Source organism: Algoriphagus lutimaris, assembly GCF_017051705.1.
Lineage (GTDB): Bacteria > Bacteroidota > Bacteroidia > Cytophagales > Cyclobacteriaceae > Algoriphagus > Algoriphagus lutimaris.
This window is the reverse complement of record NZ_JAFIDJ010000001.1, coordinates 2581342-2596444: the sequence shown is the minus strand read 5'-3', so window position 1 is coordinate 2596444 and position 15103 is coordinate 2581342. Positions and strand designations below refer to the sequence as shown.

Sequence of the window (15103 nt, the reverse complement as noted above, 5' to 3'; positions counted from 1 at the left end):
AGGGCTGGTTGGGTAACGATTCCTTCAATTATTTTTAGCTTTGAAAGCATTTAATAAACAACCCAAATTATGACTGATCATTTTGGAATCCAGGACTCTTTAATGAAGCTAGGGATTCAACCAAAAAATCTTGGTGCATCTACAGGTGTAAATTGGCAGGATTCAGGAGAGCCTTATATTTCTTCGTTTTCACCCGCTGACGGTAAATTGATTGCCGAAGTTCAATTGGCAAATAAAGAAGTCTATGATTCTTTGATTGTGCAGGCACAGGAGGCTTTTATCCAATGGAGGAAAGTTCCGGCCCCTCAAAGAGGGGAAATTGTCAGAGAAATTGGGAACGCATTAAGGGAAGTAAAGGCCGATCTAGGGAAACTGGTTTCATACGAAATGGGAAAATCCTACCAAGAAGGGTTAGGGGAAGTTCAGGAGATGATCGATATCTGCGATTTTGCAGTAGGTCTTTCTAGGCAACTTTATGGATTGACTATGCACTCTGAGCGTCCAGGTCACCGCATGTACGAACAATGGCATCCATTAGGGATAGTAGGGATAATTTCTGCTTTCAATTTTCCTGTGGCTGTTTGGTCCTGGAACGCTGCATTGGCATGGGTTTGCGGAGATGTATGTCTTTGGAAACCTTCTGAAAAAGCACCTTTGTCAGGAATTGCTTGTCAAAAAATCGCCTCTGCTGTATTTGCAAAACATGGAATGCCTGAAGGAATTTGTTCCTTGATAATAGGAGATTATAAAGTTGGAGAAATGATCTCTCATGATCCAAGAGTTCCTTTGGTTTCCGCTACTGGTTCTACCCGAATGGGGAAATTGGTTGGTCAAGCTGTAGGGAGCAGATTGGGAAGGTCTTTGTTGGAATTAGGAGGTAATAATGCAATCATCATTACCGCGGAGGCGGATATGGATATGGCGATCAGAGGTGCCTTGTTTGGGGCTGTTGGGACAGCTGGGCAACGGTGTACTTCTACCCGAAGATTAATTATACACTCCTCTGTATTTGAGGAGGTAAAAACCAGATTGGCAAACGCTTATTCAAAACTAGTAATTGGAAACCCCCTGGATGAAAAAAATCACGTGGGCCCTTTAATAGATCAAGATGCTGTTAATATGTATCTGGCAGCAACCAAAAAAGTGATAGAAGAAGGAGGGAAGGTTGTGGTAGAAGGCGGTGTACTGGAAGGGGAAGGTTATGAGTCTGGATGCTATGTGAAACCTGCAATCTATGAAGCAGAAAATCATTACCAGATTGTACAGCATGAGACTTTTGCTCCAATTCTATATTTGATCAAATATGAAACCATAGAGGAGGCAATTGCTATCCAAAATGGAGTGCCGCAAGGCTTATCTTCTGCTATTATGACTTTAAATATGCGGGAAGCTGAAGCCTTTTTGTCGGTTGCTGGATCTGATTGTGGAATTGCCAATGTGAATATTGGAACTTCAGGAGCGGAAATAGGAGGTGCTTTTGGAGGAGAGAAAGAGACTGGTGGAGGGAGAGAATCTGGTTCAGATGCATGGAAGGCCTATATGCGAAGACAAACCAATACGATCAACTATTCTTCAGAACTTCCCTTAGCACAAGGGATAAAATTTGATATTTAAGAATCTGGTAAAAGGTCAATGGAGCAATTCATTGACCTTTTTTAATTTAATTCTTTTATACTTTTTCATAGTGTGTTTTGAATCTTCCTAGGTTTTGGTCTCTATTTAGGTGGACTAGGACGAGTTCTTTACATTTGATTTTCATGATTTTTGCCATAAGAACTTTAGGAGCAAAAAAAAGCCCCAGAAATCTCTGAGGCTATAATGTGGGAGTTGAGGGCCCCGATAATTATCGCGGGCGAACCCCGCCCCAATACATGAACTCTCATTTTCAAGTCAATACTATATTTTCTTAGAGTGGAAGTGTATTGTAAATTGGTTTAGTGATAGGCAAGTCAATAGGGTTAATTGATTTGTGAATGAGGCTTTTTAATACTACTACAGCAATGGTTTAGAGCAAAAAAAGCCCCAGAAATCTCTGAGGCTATAATATGGGAGTTGAGGGCCCCGATAATTATCGCGGGCGAACCCCGCCCCAATACATGGGCTCTCATTTTCAAGTCAATACTATATTTTCTTAGAGTGGAAGTGTATTGTAAACTGGTTTAGTGATAGGCATGTCAATAGGGTTTATTGATTTGTGAATGAGGCTTTTTAATACTACTACAGCAATGGTTTAGAGCAAAAAAAAGCCCCAGAAATCTCTGAGGCTATAATGTGGGAGTTGAGGGATTCGAACCCCCGACCCTCTGCTTGTAAGGCAGATGCTCTGAACCAACTGAGCTAAACTCCCAAGAAATGAATAATGCTCTAGTTGAGCTGAATTTAAGATGTGGGAGTTGAGGGATTCGAACCCCCGACCCTCTGCTTGTAAGGCAGATGCTCTGAACCAACTGAGCTAAACTCCCATCTTTGTATTCCTTTCCTTTTGAAAGGGAATGCAAAGGTAGTTTGAAATTTATTTGTAGCAAATATTGGGTTGCTTTTTTTTAAACTCTCTAAATAATTGCTTGATAATGAGAGTGAAAATTATTTTTGTAGGCAGGGCTTAATTGCCTGAGTCCAAATTCAACATAAACCCGGCTCGAAACCATCTTCCCGGCATTTGTATGGTGGCTGCTTCGATGTATTCGGTATTTGTTAGATTAGATGCTTCGGCAAATAGCCCTATTTTCCCAATCCGATTATAGTCTACCCTCATATCCAACAAGAAGTAAGGATTCTGATTCATGCGTTCTATATATCGCATTTTGGTGTTCCACTCCAATTTTTTCCCGATTCCTACTAATACTCCTCCGATCACTTGATTCTTTAAAGCAGTTAAAGCATACCTGGTTTCTACTCCAGGTTGCTGGATTAAATCTGCATGGATGTAGTTATAAGAAAAATGGAATTCTTTTACCTGAACAGTAGTGGCACTAGGATTGACACGATAGAATAGAGAGGCTTCAATACCGTTAAATTTCACCTCATTAAAATTTTTCGGCTGCCAAGGGGTTTCTTCATCCGGCCTGGTCCATTCGATTAAATTATCCGTGTTTCTTAGGAAATAAACCAATTCAGCTCTGAACCCTGACTTTGCCCATTTTGCCCCAATTTCAAAGTTTTGTGCTTCCTCTGGTGCAAGTTGATCGTTTCCAATATTCGTAGGTCCAACATAATAGAGGTCCGTGAAGGTAGGGATTCTGTAACTTACTCCGTACCCAGTATATAGGCGGATTTCTTGGTTGGCTTGAAAACCAATTTCTGCCCCAGGGAAGTGCTTCCATCCATATCCTGTATTATAATTGGAGTATAGCCCTGCTCTTAATTCTACTATGGAACTCAAGTTGATTAATTGTTCCAAGAAAATTCCGCTCAAAGTTCTTTCACGATCACCTAGGTTATTGCTTTCTAGTTTTTCTTTTCTAGTCTCAATTCCAAATCCAGTCGTTCCCAGTGTTGTTTGAAAATTACCGTTGGCTTCCAAGGCAAAAACGTCGGAGGTGTGATTGTTTTGATAAAATTCAGGTTCATTTCTCCTCAATCTATATTCATCCGTATTGTATCGGTAGTACGCTCTTGTATTCAAATAGAAGTTAGATAGATTAAGCGTATGACTTAAGGAAGCCAAAGTAGTTTGGATACTTTCCCATTGATCTGGAAAAGAACTGGAGTAAAAACTATTTGCCCCAAATGTCCGGTCGGTATAGGCAATCATTCCTCTCAGGGCGTTTCGATTATTTAAGTCCATCCCACCCTCATAAAAGATATTGCTGACTTGATAATCCGTGTTGTATTGATATCCATTGGAGTCATCATAGGAGATAGAAAGGTTTTGTTTGTAGTTGCCTGCCGGTAAAGACCCCGAAAAATTGATTCCTTTCATACCAAAATCACCTGCATAACCCTGCATTCTCAAATACCGCTCATCATTCAGACTTGTGATGATATTAATTGCACCAGCATAGGCATTTTGTCCAAAGATTCTTGATCCTGGCCCTTTCAATACTTCCACACGATCTATATTCACCAAAGGGACGGGAATATTCATCATATGATGTCCAGTTTGAGGGTCGGAAAGCTTGATCCCGTTTAAAAGCATGAGGGTTTGTGCGAAAGAACCACCCCGGATACCAATGTCCGCTTGTATTCCAGTTACACCTCTTTGCCTCACATCTACCCCAGGAACAAATGATAAAATCTCTTGTAAACTTCTGGCCGGAGTAGTTTCTATTGCCTGCTTATCCACCAAAGCAATGTTTCTACTCTGCTTAGAAAAAGGAATTTGAATGCGATTTTCTTGAATGATTACTGTTTCAAGATTTTGGGTTGTGGTGTCAGTTTGGGCTTTTAAATGGAAAAACAAGCCGAAACTAGTAATGCATAATAGTGTTTTTTTCATATGAATTTTTAAAAATCCAGCCCAAAGAACTTGCTAAAAAAGTCTAAATCCAACCTTGAATAATTGTGAAATTTAGTTAATGCTGAAATGCTGGTGTAAAAGAAACTGGGTGTTCCAAAGGATATCCTTATTTTTAGTGCCTATTATTTAACAAGTAGTATGAAAAGAAAACTGATGTTATCACTTCTTCTGGCCGGAATCGGTTTTGCGGAAGTGTCCAATTCATTTGCCCAAGAGGTAAAAGAAAATAATCAAAGCATTTTTGGAGAGTTTATGGATCGAAGAGGTTCCTACTCGAGAACGGCATCCGGAAAACCAGGCGTTGGGTACTGGCAAAATGCGGCCGATTACCAAATTGAAGCTACTCTTGACGACCAAGCTCATACCTTAACAGGACAGGTAATCATGACCTATACCAACAATAGCCCGGAGAGACTAGATTTTATCTGGATGCAATTGGAGCAAAATAGGTTTAAGGAAGATTCAAGAGGTACCTTGACTACGCCTATTCAGGGAAATAGGTACAATGGAGATACTGATGGTGGTTTTGATATCAGCAATGTTTCCGCAAAAGTGGGTTCCAAAGGAGCAGTTTCAAACAAGCATATTATTTCTGATACCAGAATGCAAGTTTGGTTTGCAGAGCCCATTCCAGCAAAAGGTGGAAAAGCTACCGTCTCTATGAATTTTTCTTTCAAAATCCCTGAGAAAGGGATGGATAGAATGGGGAGATTGGAAGTGGAGGATGGAACCATCTATGCATTGGCTCAATGGTATCCTAAAGTAGCTGTATTTGATCAAATCGAGGGATGGAATGTAGAGCCTTACCTTGGAGCCGGTGAATTCTATTTGGAATATGGGGCTTTTGATTACAAAATTACCGTCCCATACAACCATATTGTTGTAGGTTCAGGGGAGTTGTTGAATCCGAAAGAGGTGTTGAGTAAAGAGCTTCAGGATCGTTATGCAAAGGCAAAAGAAAGCGATGAAACAGTATATTTGGTTTCTCCTGAAGAAATTGGAAATACCGAACTAACCAGGCCTAAGCAAGAGGGAATGGTTACTTGGCATTTTGCTATTGAAAACAGCAGAGACATTGCCTTTGCTTCTTCTAAAGCCTTTATATGGGATGCAGCTAAGATCAATCTTCCAAGTGGGAAAAAGATTTTGGCACAATCAGTTTATCCAAAAGAATCGGATGGAGTCGAAGCTTGGTCAAGATCTACTGAATATTCCAAGGCATCCATTGAATATTATTCTGAAACTTGGTTTGAATTCCCATATGCTACCGCGACCAATGTGGCTGCTGAAATTGGAGGGATGGAATATCCTGGCTTGAATTTCTGTCATTTTAGATCCAAAGGTAGAGGCCTTTGGGGCGTGACTGACCACGAATTTGGTCATAACTGGTTTCCAATGATCGTAGGTTCAAATGAAAGAAGATATGCTTGGATGGATGAGGGTTTTAACTCCTTTATCAACCACTATAGCACGTTGGCTTTCAATAATGGAGAATATCCTTCCAGATTACAGCAAACCAGAAGATCGTTAAATTATTTCAATAGCGAAACCAGAGAAGGAATTGATACTTATCCAGATGTAGCAAATACTTCCAATTTGGGGATGGTAGCCTATAACAAGCCTGCTATTGGGTTGATTATGTTAAGAGAATATATTTTGGGTCCAGAGCGATTTGATAATGCGTTCAAATCCTATATCAAAACTTGGGCTTATAAGCACCCTCAACCTTCCGATTTCTTTAATCACGTGGAAAATGTAGGTGGTGAAAACCTTTCATGGTTTTGGCAAGGTTGGTTTTATGGAAATGGAAATATTGATTTGGGAATCAATGGCGTGTTCCCCTATACTGGAAATTATTTGTTGAGTATTTCCAACAAAGGAGACATCCCGATGCCTGTTTTGTTTGAGGTGACCTATGAAGATGATTCAAAAGAGCGATTTACTTTACCGGTAGAGATTTGGCAAAGAGGTGACACTTGGAACCATATCATCAAAACAGATAAGAAAGTGAAATCTGTGGTATTGGATCCGGATAAGATTCTTCCAGATGTCAACTTAGGCAATGATAGCTGGCCTCAGGAGATTTACGATAACTAAAAAAAAATAGCCCGATTCATCAGTCGGGCTATTTTTTGCTTTCTAGATTAGATCAATAATCATCATTGATCTCTAACCACATTCCATCGGGGTCTTGAATATAAATTTGTCTGATTCCATCCACTCGAATCGTTACCTTCCCTTTTTCACCTAACCAGCTTTCGAAGGGATAATTAGCATTTTTCAACGTTTGAATGAATGAGTCCATGTCTTCCATGCTGAAACAAAGATGGTTGACTTTGGAGATCTCAGAAGGGGTGTTTGGAGCTTCAATGATATGAAGGGCGGCTCCACTGCCTATGTCATACCAAGCGTGGAGGCCATCTTTAAAAGGCTCTTCAATTTCTTTGAGGCCTACAATGTTTTCATAAAATTTTTTGCTGTTTTCTAATTCTGAAACATGGACCGCAATGTGATTGACTTTGATTTGCGAAAATGATGTCATGATGATTCCAGAAAATAGGAGGAAGGTTAAAAGGGCTTTCATCAGCTTATTGATTAGTTGAGGCTAAATTGTTTAAAGTAAAATTGAAATTCAATGTCATACATTTATGAAAGGTTTGAAAGGAAAATTTAATATAAAAAAAGAGCAACTCTTTCGAATTGCTCTTTAATTGGCTGTATAGGCATTTACTCTTCTACATCGCTTAGGTCTTCTGCCATGGCTATTTTTTCTGCCTGGTCAAAAAGCTTTAGTGCTTGCACATACACTTCATTGATATCATTTACTACCATGTAGAAGGCACTATCATCGTACAACTGTCTGCCCAAGTGCGCTTTTACCAGAATCTTCAAATAGTCTTTTGATTTGTTGAAATCTTCCTGGTCAAATTTGACTTTGTTTTTCTCTCCGATACCAACAAGATCTTTCAACATGGCGTCACTTACTTCGAATTCATCCCGGTATTCCTCTACAGACATGTTTGCAAATTGATCCTTATGATCGTTCGCATATTCTAGAACAAATTCTCTATTGGAGTCTGAGTTGAATAATCTATTGATATAAACGCTGTTTTGAGTAGTGTCCAACGGAACAAAATAATCAGGCATGATTCCTCCGCCACCGTAGACAGTTCTACCTTTGGCAGTTTCATATTTCAAACTATCGTTGAAAGTGATACTATCTGCAGAAAAGAATTCTCCATGTTCGAATCTCTTGACAAAGTCTTTTTCATAGTCCTCATAATTAGCTCCGTATGGCTTTTGAATGGATCTGCCAGAAGGGGTGTAGTATCTGGCAATGGTCAGTCTCAATTCAGCACCATCTGATAAATCTATTGGTAATTGGACTAATCCTTTACCGAATGATCTCCTTCCCACGATCAAACCTCTATCATTATCCTGGATTGCGCCGGCAAGAATTTCAGATGCAGATGCACTTCCTTCGTTGATCAAGACAATCACTGGACCTTCCTCAAATAGACCTGGTTTGTAGGCAAAGGCTTTTTGGCTGTATTGATCTACTTTTCCTTCTTGAGATACAATCAACGCTCTTTGGCCCAATAATTCATCAGCCATGTTAATTGCAGCACCCATATAACCTCCAGGATTTCCTTGAAGGTCAATGATCAATTTTTGCATTCCTTTAGACTTTAAATCTTCAATTGAAGTTCTGAACTCATCATAAGTTGTAGCTGCAAAACGCGTTACTTTTATATACCCAACTTCATCATTGACCATGTAGGAAGCATTGATGCTATATTGCGGGATTTTATCTCGAGTGATTTCATAAGGAATTAATTCACTCTGATTTTTCCTTTTGATATCTATAGTGACTTTTGACCCTTTTGGTCCTCTAAGAAGATCAAAAACATCTCGGTTGGTTACTCCTATCCCTGCAACTGTTTTGCCGTCCACTGTGATAATCTGATCACCTGATTGTATACCAAGTGCCTCTGAAGGTCCACCGGTCAATGGAGCGACCACATAAATAGTATCTCTGATGATTCCGAATTCAACTCCAATTCCATCAAACTCTCCGTCTAGCTGGGATTGAGCCAAAGATGCGTCTCGGGCAGGGATGTAGCTTGAATGGGGATCTAAGTTTTCAAGCATCTTTGTAATCCCGTACTCTACCAGCTCATTGGTATTTACACTATCTACATAGTCCCTATTGATATATGTCATGATTTCCTGAAGCTTATATAGGGCAGCTCTCAGGTCATTTTGATTACTCTTGGGTTCAGCAAAAGTGGCCCCAATCCAGATTCCAGCTGAAATAGCCAGAGCCAATATGATTGGAAGTCTAATTTGCGCTTTCGTGTTTTTTGTCTCGCTCACGTCTATGCCTTTCTTTAATTTATTGCTATTGATTTATAAACTAGCATAATAAGCTAGTGTTTTGATAGTGACTTTTGATAAAGTTAACGAATGTTTATACGAGGGGGGATGATAATGATCCAAATTATTCCCCTTTTTTCTGTTAAAAAAAATTATTTTTGTGACATGGGAGCTGAAAATGGATTTAATAAAGCTTTAGTAGGTGATTTGGTGTCTGAAAACTATGTTTTTGCAGCGGTGTTGCATTATTTTGGAATTAGCTTCTACCAATATCAAACGCAGTCATTAGAGACAGTCTGCAAAAAGCATAGAGTACATCCTAATCAATTAATTACAGAGTTGGAGGAATGGGCTTTGAGAAAAGAGCCGACCAATGAAGAGTTATATCTCAATCCCATAGAAGTTCTTGTAGCCTATTTGAAGAGGAAGCATTATTTTTTTGTAAGACAGGAGTTGCCTTTTCTAGCAAATATCATTTCAGGAATTACCCCAGAACCTGAATATGCTTCCTTGATTGCTGATTTGAGAATTATGTTCCCCTTATTTGTAGAGGACTTCATTCATCATATTCATGAAGAAGAAAGCGGTTTATTTAACCGTATTAAGCTTTTGCAAGATGTTGAGGAAGGTAATTACAGTATCGTGGATGCAATAAAAGTGTTAAAGAAGGATCCAATCCATTTACTGGCAGAAATGCATGAGGTCCATGATGATGAGATGGAGGGGATCAGAAAATTAACCAAAGATTATTCCCTTCCGGAAAATGCTCCACTGACCATGAAGGTATTATATCACGAACTTCAGAATTTTGAAAGAGAGCTTACCATCCATGCCCAAATTGAAGATGAGTTGCTATTTCCAAAAGCCATTCAATTAGAAAGAGAGGCACTAAGGAAAATCCGAAATAAAATAAGGACCAACTGATGCCTAGAATTCTCGCAATTGATTTAGGAACCAAACGAACTGGTTTGGCTGTTACAGATCCGCTTAAGATGTTGGCTAATCCTTTGGAAACCATTGAAACCTTCAAGTTGTTGGACTACATCAAAACCTATATTTCCAAAGAAGAAGTGGATACGTTGGTGTTAGGCTTGCCTACCCGCTTGAATGGGCAGGATAATGAAATGACACCTAAGGTGATGGCTATGAAAGAGCTATTGGAGAAAAACTTTCCAAGCCAAAAAATTGAATTAATAGACGAACGATTTACCTCTAAAATGGCCATGCAAAGTATGATTGCCATGGGAAGTAAAAAGAAAGATCGTCGCGAAAAAGCTGGCAACCTGGATAAGGTAAGTGCAGCGATTATTTTACAATCGTATTTAGAAAGACAATGATTTACCCAATAGTTGCTTACGGGAATCCTATTTTGAAGAAAGAGGCGGAAGAAATTAATGAGGGAACAGAGCTTGATTCCTTGATCAAGGATATGTTTGCTACTATGGATAATGCCAGCGGTGTTGGATTGGCAGCTCCACAGATCAATCAAGGAGTTAGACTCTTTGTGATTGACAGTACTCTTATGCTTGATGAAGAAGATGAGGAGGTGGGAATTAGAAGAGCGTTTATCAATCCCATTATTTTGGATGAATATGGTGATGATTACAGCTTTGAAGAAGGATGTTTGAGTATTCCTGATGTTAGGGCTGAAATCACCAGGCCTGAGAAGTTGACCATTGAGTACTTCGATGAAAACTGGAACTTGAAAGAAGAAGAGTTTTCAGGAATGACTGCCAGAGTGATCCAGCATGAATACGATCACCTTGAGGGAATCCTATTTGTAGATTACCTGAAAGGCCTGAAAAAACGTTTGATGAAATCAAAGTTGATTGATGTCAGCAAAGGAAAAGTATCTACTGATTACAGAATGATATACCCGCTCAAATGAGCCGATCCCCCCAATTGTCCATAGCGCTGGTTCAGACAGACTTGTTTTGGAAAGACAAAACAGCCAACATGGCCATGCTGGAGGAAAAACTCTGGGGGATTCCTTCTGAAATAGATTTAATTGTTCTTCCTGAAATGTTTCCTACTGGGTTCAGTATGGATGCCTCTGAGTTAGCGGAACCGATGAATTTGTCCATTTGTAAATGGATGAAACAGGTGGCAGCCCAGTCTGGTGCAGTCATTACAGGAAGTGCCATTATTTCAGATAAAGGAAATTATTTTAATCGCCTTCTTTGGGTAACTCCCGAGGGGGAAATTTCCACCTACGATAAGAAGCATTTATTTCGAATGGCCAAAGAAGATGAAACATTCTCAGCCGGAAAGAAACTGCCTGTTTTTAACTTAAAAGGATGGAAGATCTGCCCTCAGATTTGTTATGATCTCCGGTTTCCCGTTTACTCCAGAAATGTTTGGACGGAAGAAGGGGCTTCCTATGACTTTCTTTTTTATGTAGCTTCTTGGCCTGGAGTGAGGACTTCCGCATGGGATGCACTATTGCCTGCTAGAGCGATAGAGAATCTCAGTTATGTGGCAGGTGTAAATCGAGTGGGGCGGGACGGAAATGGAATTGAATATGTAGGACATTCCGCTTGTTATGATTTCAAAGGAGATGTAATTACCCATTTGGGAGAGTCTGAAGAAATCCAGGTTTTTCAGCTACATGCCGATGAATTAGAGAGATATCGGGAGAAATTTCCTGCTTGGAGAGATGCCGATAAATTCACAATTCGGTAAAATGCTTTGACGAAGGGTCCATCTCATTGTATGAACCGGATTTGAAACAAGGATATTTTCTGTAATTTAGCCGCAAAATTTCCTGACCCTGTTCTAAGTTTTCTTGATATCAAGAGAAATTTGAAGCAAAATGAAATTCATGAGCTATAGCAAGGTCTTACCAATCTTTTTAAGAATTCTGATCAAACCATGAGTAACCAGACTCCAAAAATCCTTTATACGCTAACAGATGAGGCGCCAGCCCTAGCAACGTATTCTTTACTTCCAATTGTTCAAGCATTTACTAGCTCTGCTGGTGTGCAAGTAGAAACGAGAGACATCTCACTTTCTGGTAGAATTATCGCAAACTTCCCGGAATACCTAAAACCAGAGCAACAAATGAAAGATGCTTTGGCAGAATTGGGAGATATAGCTAAAACTCCAGAGGCGAATATTGTTAAACTTCCAAATATTTCTGCTTCAGTTCCGCAATTGAAAGCGGCTATTAAGGAATTACAAGCCAAAGGGTATGCACTTCCAGATTATCCTGAAGAGCCAAAAACGGAAGAAGAAAAGACCGTTAAACGTAAATATGATAAAATCAAAGGTTCTGCGGTAAACCCTGTTTTAAGAGAGGGTAATTCGGATAGAAGAGCTCCCCAGGCTGTAAAAGCTTATGCGAAGAAACACCCGCATTCCATGGGGAAATGGTCTGCTGATTCAAAATCTCATGTAGATAGTATGGAAGAGGGGGATTTTTACGGAAGTGAAAAATCCCATACCATGACTCAAGCAGCTACTGTTTCCATTGAACTTAAAAAGGATGATGGAAGTAAAGAGGTCTTGAAATCGGGACTCAAGCTTCAAGAAGGTGAAGTAATTGACGCCTCTACTTTGAGTGTGTCTGCATTGAAAGCCTTTTTAAAGAAGGCGAAAGCAGATGCCAAAGCGAAAGGGGTATTGTTTTCTATCCATATGAAGGCAACCATGATGAAGGTGTCTGATCCTATCATTTTTGGACATGCTGTGAAAGTATTCTTCGAACCGGTATTCGCAAAGCATTCTACTACTTTTGCGGAGCTTGGTGTAGATGTGAACAATGGTTTTGGCGATTTGCTAGCAAATATTGAAAAGCTTCCTGCAGATAAGAAAGCTGAAATTTTAGCTGATATAGATGCGTGCTATGCGGATAACCCAGATTTGGCCATGGTAAATTCTGATAGAGGGATTACCAATTTGCATGTGCCTAGTGATGTGATCATTGATGCTTCTATGCCTGCCATGATCCGTACTTCTGGACAAATGTGGAATAAGGAAGGGAAATCTCAGGATACCAAGGCAATTATCCCTGATAGAAGCTATGCAGGAGTATACCAAGCAACCATTGATTTCTGTAAAAAGCATGGGGCATTCGATCCATCTACCATGGGGAGCGTTCCAAATGTGGGTTTAATGGCTCAAAAGGCAGAAGAATATGGTTCTCATGACAAAACTTTTGAGATAACTGCAGCTGGAACAGTAGAAGTGAAGGACGAAAATGGAGTAGTTGTTCTTTCGCATCCAGTGGAAGCAGGTGATATCTGGAGAATGTGTCAGACGAAAGATGCTCCTATTCAGGATTGGGTAAAGCTTGCCGTGACCAGAGCGAGATTATCTGCTACTCCAGCAGTATTTTGGTTAGATCCAGAAAGAGCGCATGATCAAGAGTTGATCAAAAAAGTAAATACCTATTTGCTAGATCATGATACTGATGGTCTTGAAATTCATATTATGTCTCCAGTGGAGGCTACCAATTTCTCTTTGGCAAGAATCAAAGAAGGAATGGATACGATTTCAGTAACAGGAAATGTGCTGAGAGATTACCTGACAGATTTGTTTCCTATTTTGGAGGTTGGAACCAGTGCAAAAATGCTTTCCATCGTTCCTTTGATGAATGGTGGAGGTTTGTTTGAAACTGGTGCTGGAGGATCTGCTCCAAAGCACGTAGAACAATTTGTAAAAGAAGGCCATTTAAGATGGGATTCTTTAGGTGAGTTCTTAGCATTAGCAGTTTCATTGGAGCATTTAGGAAGAACATTCCATAATGATAAAGCTTTATTGTTGGGTGAAACCTTAGATGCAGCTACTGGAAAATTCTTGGAAAATGATAAGTCACCTGCAAGAGTTGTAGGTAAGCTGGACAACAGAGGGAGTCATTTCTATTTGGCACTTTACTGGGCTCAGGCTCTAGCGGCACAGGATAAGGACGCTGAATTGAAAGCCAAGTTTACTCCTTTCGCTCAAAAGATGACCGAAACCGAAGAACAGATTGTAGCGGAACTTAATGGAAGCCAAGGTTCTCCAAATGAAATCGGAGGTTATTTCAAGCCGGATGAAGCATTGACTTCGGCTGCAATGAGGCCAAGTGCAACCTTTAATGCAGTGCTTGAGAGCTTATAAGTTCTCTTAATCAAAAATAACAGCCCTGATTTATTTTAATCGGGGCTTTTTTTATGCCTCTTTAAATGAGACCTGATGCTTCTGGAGAAATTCCTTGATCACAGTTACGTGAATACATTCTCCTAAATGGATAAAAGAGTAATCATTGATTTTCTTCTCTTTACCTTGGACTATGATGGATTTGTCCTCAATGTCAAACCCAAGATGTAAGTGTTTGGTGCGGCTTTGCATACCAATAATTCTTCCCTCTTTGTCAAAAAGTGGTCCTCCGCTTTGTCCTCTTAGTCCAGGAGTGCTCATTTCAATTCCATAAACTTTTCCCTGTTTGTCTCCTAAAAATCGGGTGACCATGCCTTCAATAGGAAAACGGGGAGATCTTGCATTTCCGGTATTAATCCATTCCAAAATGTTGTGTTCCAAGTTAAGGTGGAAATTGGAAAACTCTGGAAAAGGAAACCCTAGTCTGCAGAGCATTTCTCCGGGGTGGATGGAATGGGTGTCTTTTAAAAATCGAGGAGTGTTCGTATACAATTTTTTATCAAACCCCTCAAATTTAATCAGGGCCAAATCGTATTCAGGATGAATATGTATTTTCAGGTTTTTGAGGTGGTCTACACAATCCACAAAAGTAACTCGCATTTCTGCGGTTTTATCAGTAGCTAATCCAAATTGATAGGCCAATTGCTTGGTTTGTTGACCATCATGGTTTCCTTTTAGATACTGGGAGTATAACTTGTTGATTTGATCAGCTTGTGAAAGCCATTGAGCCACATGCTTGCAGGTTAATGCATATCCTTGATCATTGACGAAAAATAAGGTGGCAGAACCACGTTGAACTTGATGGGAATTGAAATTTCTAGAAATGGAGTGAATGGCTCTTGTAAATCCAGCTACTTCTTGGATGGCTTTTGCAAACATGATGTAAAGTCTTTACCCGAAAATAGCCATTTCTTCCAATAGTGGATTTTTCTACTTGTTTTGGGGAAATATTTATGACTTCGAAATCGATTGATTTTCAAAAAGTGGGCTTTCTGTTTTCCTTGGTATGCAATCTGTTTGGGCTAGCCAATTATTTATAATAACTTAGCCCTCCCTCAGCCACTTTTAGCCAAAAGAGGCATGCCTGAGGGGAAATGTTTGAAAAATCAAACCTATACGCTAATCAAT

Annotated in this window: 11 protein-coding genes and 2 tRNA genes; 7 read left to right on the top strand and 6 right to left on the bottom strand. The window is 39.8% G+C overall.

Annotation, left to right across the window (positions count from 1 at the left end):
• Positions 1-69 precede the first annotated feature (69 nt).
• Positions 70-1614 (top strand): L-piperidine-6-carboxylate dehydrogenase, encoded by a 1545-nt coding sequence (amaB, locus tag JYB62_RS10700; protein ID WP_205645350.1) that lies wholly within the window; start codon positions 70-72, stop codon positions 1612-1614.
• 658 nt (positions 1615-2272) lie between these two features.
• Here amaB and JYB62_RS10695 read toward each other — a convergent pair.
• The 3 genes from JYB62_RS10695 to JYB62_RS10685 all read right to left on the bottom strand — a co-directional run bounded on the left by JYB62_RS10695 (position 2273) and on the right by JYB62_RS10685 (position 4438).
• Positions 2273-2347: transfer RNA gene (locus tag JYB62_RS10695), tRNA-Val, on the bottom strand.
• A gap of 40 nt (positions 2348-2387) precedes the next feature.
• Positions 2388-2462 (bottom strand) — tRNA-Val (locus tag JYB62_RS10690).
• A gap of 140 nt (positions 2463-2602) precedes the next feature.
• Positions 2603-4438, bottom strand: coding sequence for a TonB-dependent receptor plug domain-containing protein (locus JYB62_RS10685; RefSeq protein ID WP_205645349.1), 1836 nt, complete (start codon positions 4436-4438; stop codon positions 2603-2605).
• Positions 4439-4597: 159 nt separating this feature from the next.
• On the opposite strand from JYB62_RS10685, the gene JYB62_RS10680 reads away from it, so the two are divergent.
• The gene (locus JYB62_RS10680) at positions 4598-6556 is read left to right on the top strand and encodes a M1 family metallopeptidase (protein WP_205645348.1); all 1959 of its coding nucleotides are present in this window, start codon (positions 4598-4600) and stop codon (positions 6554-6556) included.
• 52 nt (positions 6557-6608) lie between these two features.
• Here the strand turns inward: JYB62_RS10680 and JYB62_RS10675 are convergent, their stop codons facing one another.
• Both JYB62_RS10675 and JYB62_RS10670 read right to left on the bottom strand, forming a co-directional pair.
• Positions 6609-7043: a VOC family protein gene (locus JYB62_RS10675; protein WP_243431505.1), complete on the bottom strand. Its 435-nt coding sequence runs from the start codon at positions 7041-7043 to the stop codon at positions 6609-6611.
• A gap of 143 nt (positions 7044-7186) precedes the next feature.
• A complete protein-coding gene (locus tag JYB62_RS10670; RefSeq protein WP_205645347.1) occupies positions 7187-8836 on the bottom strand; it encodes a S41 family peptidase in 1650 nt (549 codons plus the stop codon).
• A 165-nt stretch (positions 8837-9001) separates the two neighbouring features.
• Between JYB62_RS10670 and JYB62_RS10665 the strand changes: the two genes are divergently transcribed.
• The 5 genes from JYB62_RS10665 (at position 9002) to JYB62_RS10645 (ending at position 13936) form a co-directional block, all read left to right on the top strand.
• A complete protein-coding gene (locus JYB62_RS10665) occupies positions 9002-9760 on the top strand; it encodes a hemerythrin domain-containing protein (protein WP_205645346.1) in 759 nt (252 codons plus the stop codon).
• On the top strand, positions 9760-10173 hold the full coding sequence (gene ruvX, locus JYB62_RS10660; protein WP_205645345.1) for a Holliday junction resolvase RuvX: 414 nt from the start codon (positions 9760-9762) through the stop codon (positions 10171-10173). The genes JYB62_RS10665 and ruvX overlap by 1 nt, the downstream gene beginning before the upstream one ends.
• On the top strand, positions 10170-10724 hold the full coding sequence (gene def / locus JYB62_RS10655; protein WP_205645344.1) for a peptide deformylase: 555 nt from the start codon (positions 10170-10172) through the stop codon (positions 10722-10724). Before ruvX ends, def begins: the two co-directional genes overlap by 4 nt.
• Positions 10721-11518 carry an amidohydrolase gene (locus JYB62_RS10650; RefSeq protein WP_205645343.1) on the top strand — a complete coding sequence of 266 codons (798 nt, stop codon included), beginning with the start codon at positions 10721-10723 and terminating at the stop codon, positions 11516-11518. Before def ends, JYB62_RS10650 begins: the two co-directional genes overlap by 4 nt.
• Positions 11519-11707: 189 nt before the next feature.
• On the top strand, positions 11708-13936 hold the full coding sequence (locus JYB62_RS10645; RefSeq protein WP_205645342.1) for an NADP-dependent isocitrate dehydrogenase: 2229 nt from the start codon (positions 11708-11710) through the stop codon (positions 13934-13936).
• A 51-nt stretch (positions 13937-13987) separates the two neighbouring features.
• On the opposite strand, the gene JYB62_RS10640 is transcribed toward JYB62_RS10645, so the two are convergent.
• Positions 13988-14854, bottom strand: a complete 867-nt coding sequence (locus JYB62_RS10640; RefSeq protein WP_205645341.1) for a S1 family peptidase — start codon at positions 14852-14854, stop codon at positions 13988-13990.
• Positions 14855-15103 lie beyond the last annotated feature (249 nt).

Bases quoted from the DNA above. Each gene is read 5' to 3' on its own strand.
- JYB62_RS10680 (WP_205645348.1), top strand. From the start codon at position 4,598: ATGAAAAGAAAACTGATGTTATCACTTCTTCTGGCCGGAATCGGTTTT.
- JYB62_RS10640 (WP_205645341.1), bottom strand. From the start codon at position 14,854: ATGTTTGCAAAAGCCATCCAAGAAGTAGCTGGATTTACAAGAGCCATT.
- JYB62_RS10665 (WP_205645346.1), top strand. From the start codon at position 9,002: ATGGGAGCTGAAAATGGATTTAATAAAGCTTTAGTAGGTGATTTGGTG.
- JYB62_RS10685 (WP_205645349.1), bottom strand. From the start codon at position 4,438: ATGAAAAAAACACTATTATGCATTACTAGTTTCGGCTTGTTTTTCCAT.
- JYB62_RS10645 (WP_205645342.1), top strand. From the start codon at position 11,708: ATGAGTAACCAGACTCCAAAAATCCTTTATACGCTAACAGATGAGGCG.
- ruvX (WP_205645345.1), top strand. From the start codon at position 9,760: ATGCCTAGAATTCTCGCAATTGATTTAGGAACCAAACGAACTGGTTTG.
- def (WP_205645344.1), top strand. From the start codon at position 10,170: ATGATTTACCCAATAGTTGCTTACGGGAATCCTATTTTGAAGAAAGAG.
- amaB (WP_205645350.1), top strand. From the start codon at position 70: ATGACTGATCATTTTGGAATCCAGGACTCTTTAATGAAGCTAGGGATT.
- JYB62_RS10650 (WP_205645343.1), top strand. From the start codon at position 10,721: ATGAGCCGATCCCCCCAATTGTCCATAGCGCTGGTTCAGACAGACTTG.
- JYB62_RS10675 (WP_243431505.1), bottom strand. From the start codon at position 7,043: ATGAAAGCCCTTTTAACCTTCCTCCTATTTTCTGGAATCATCATGACA.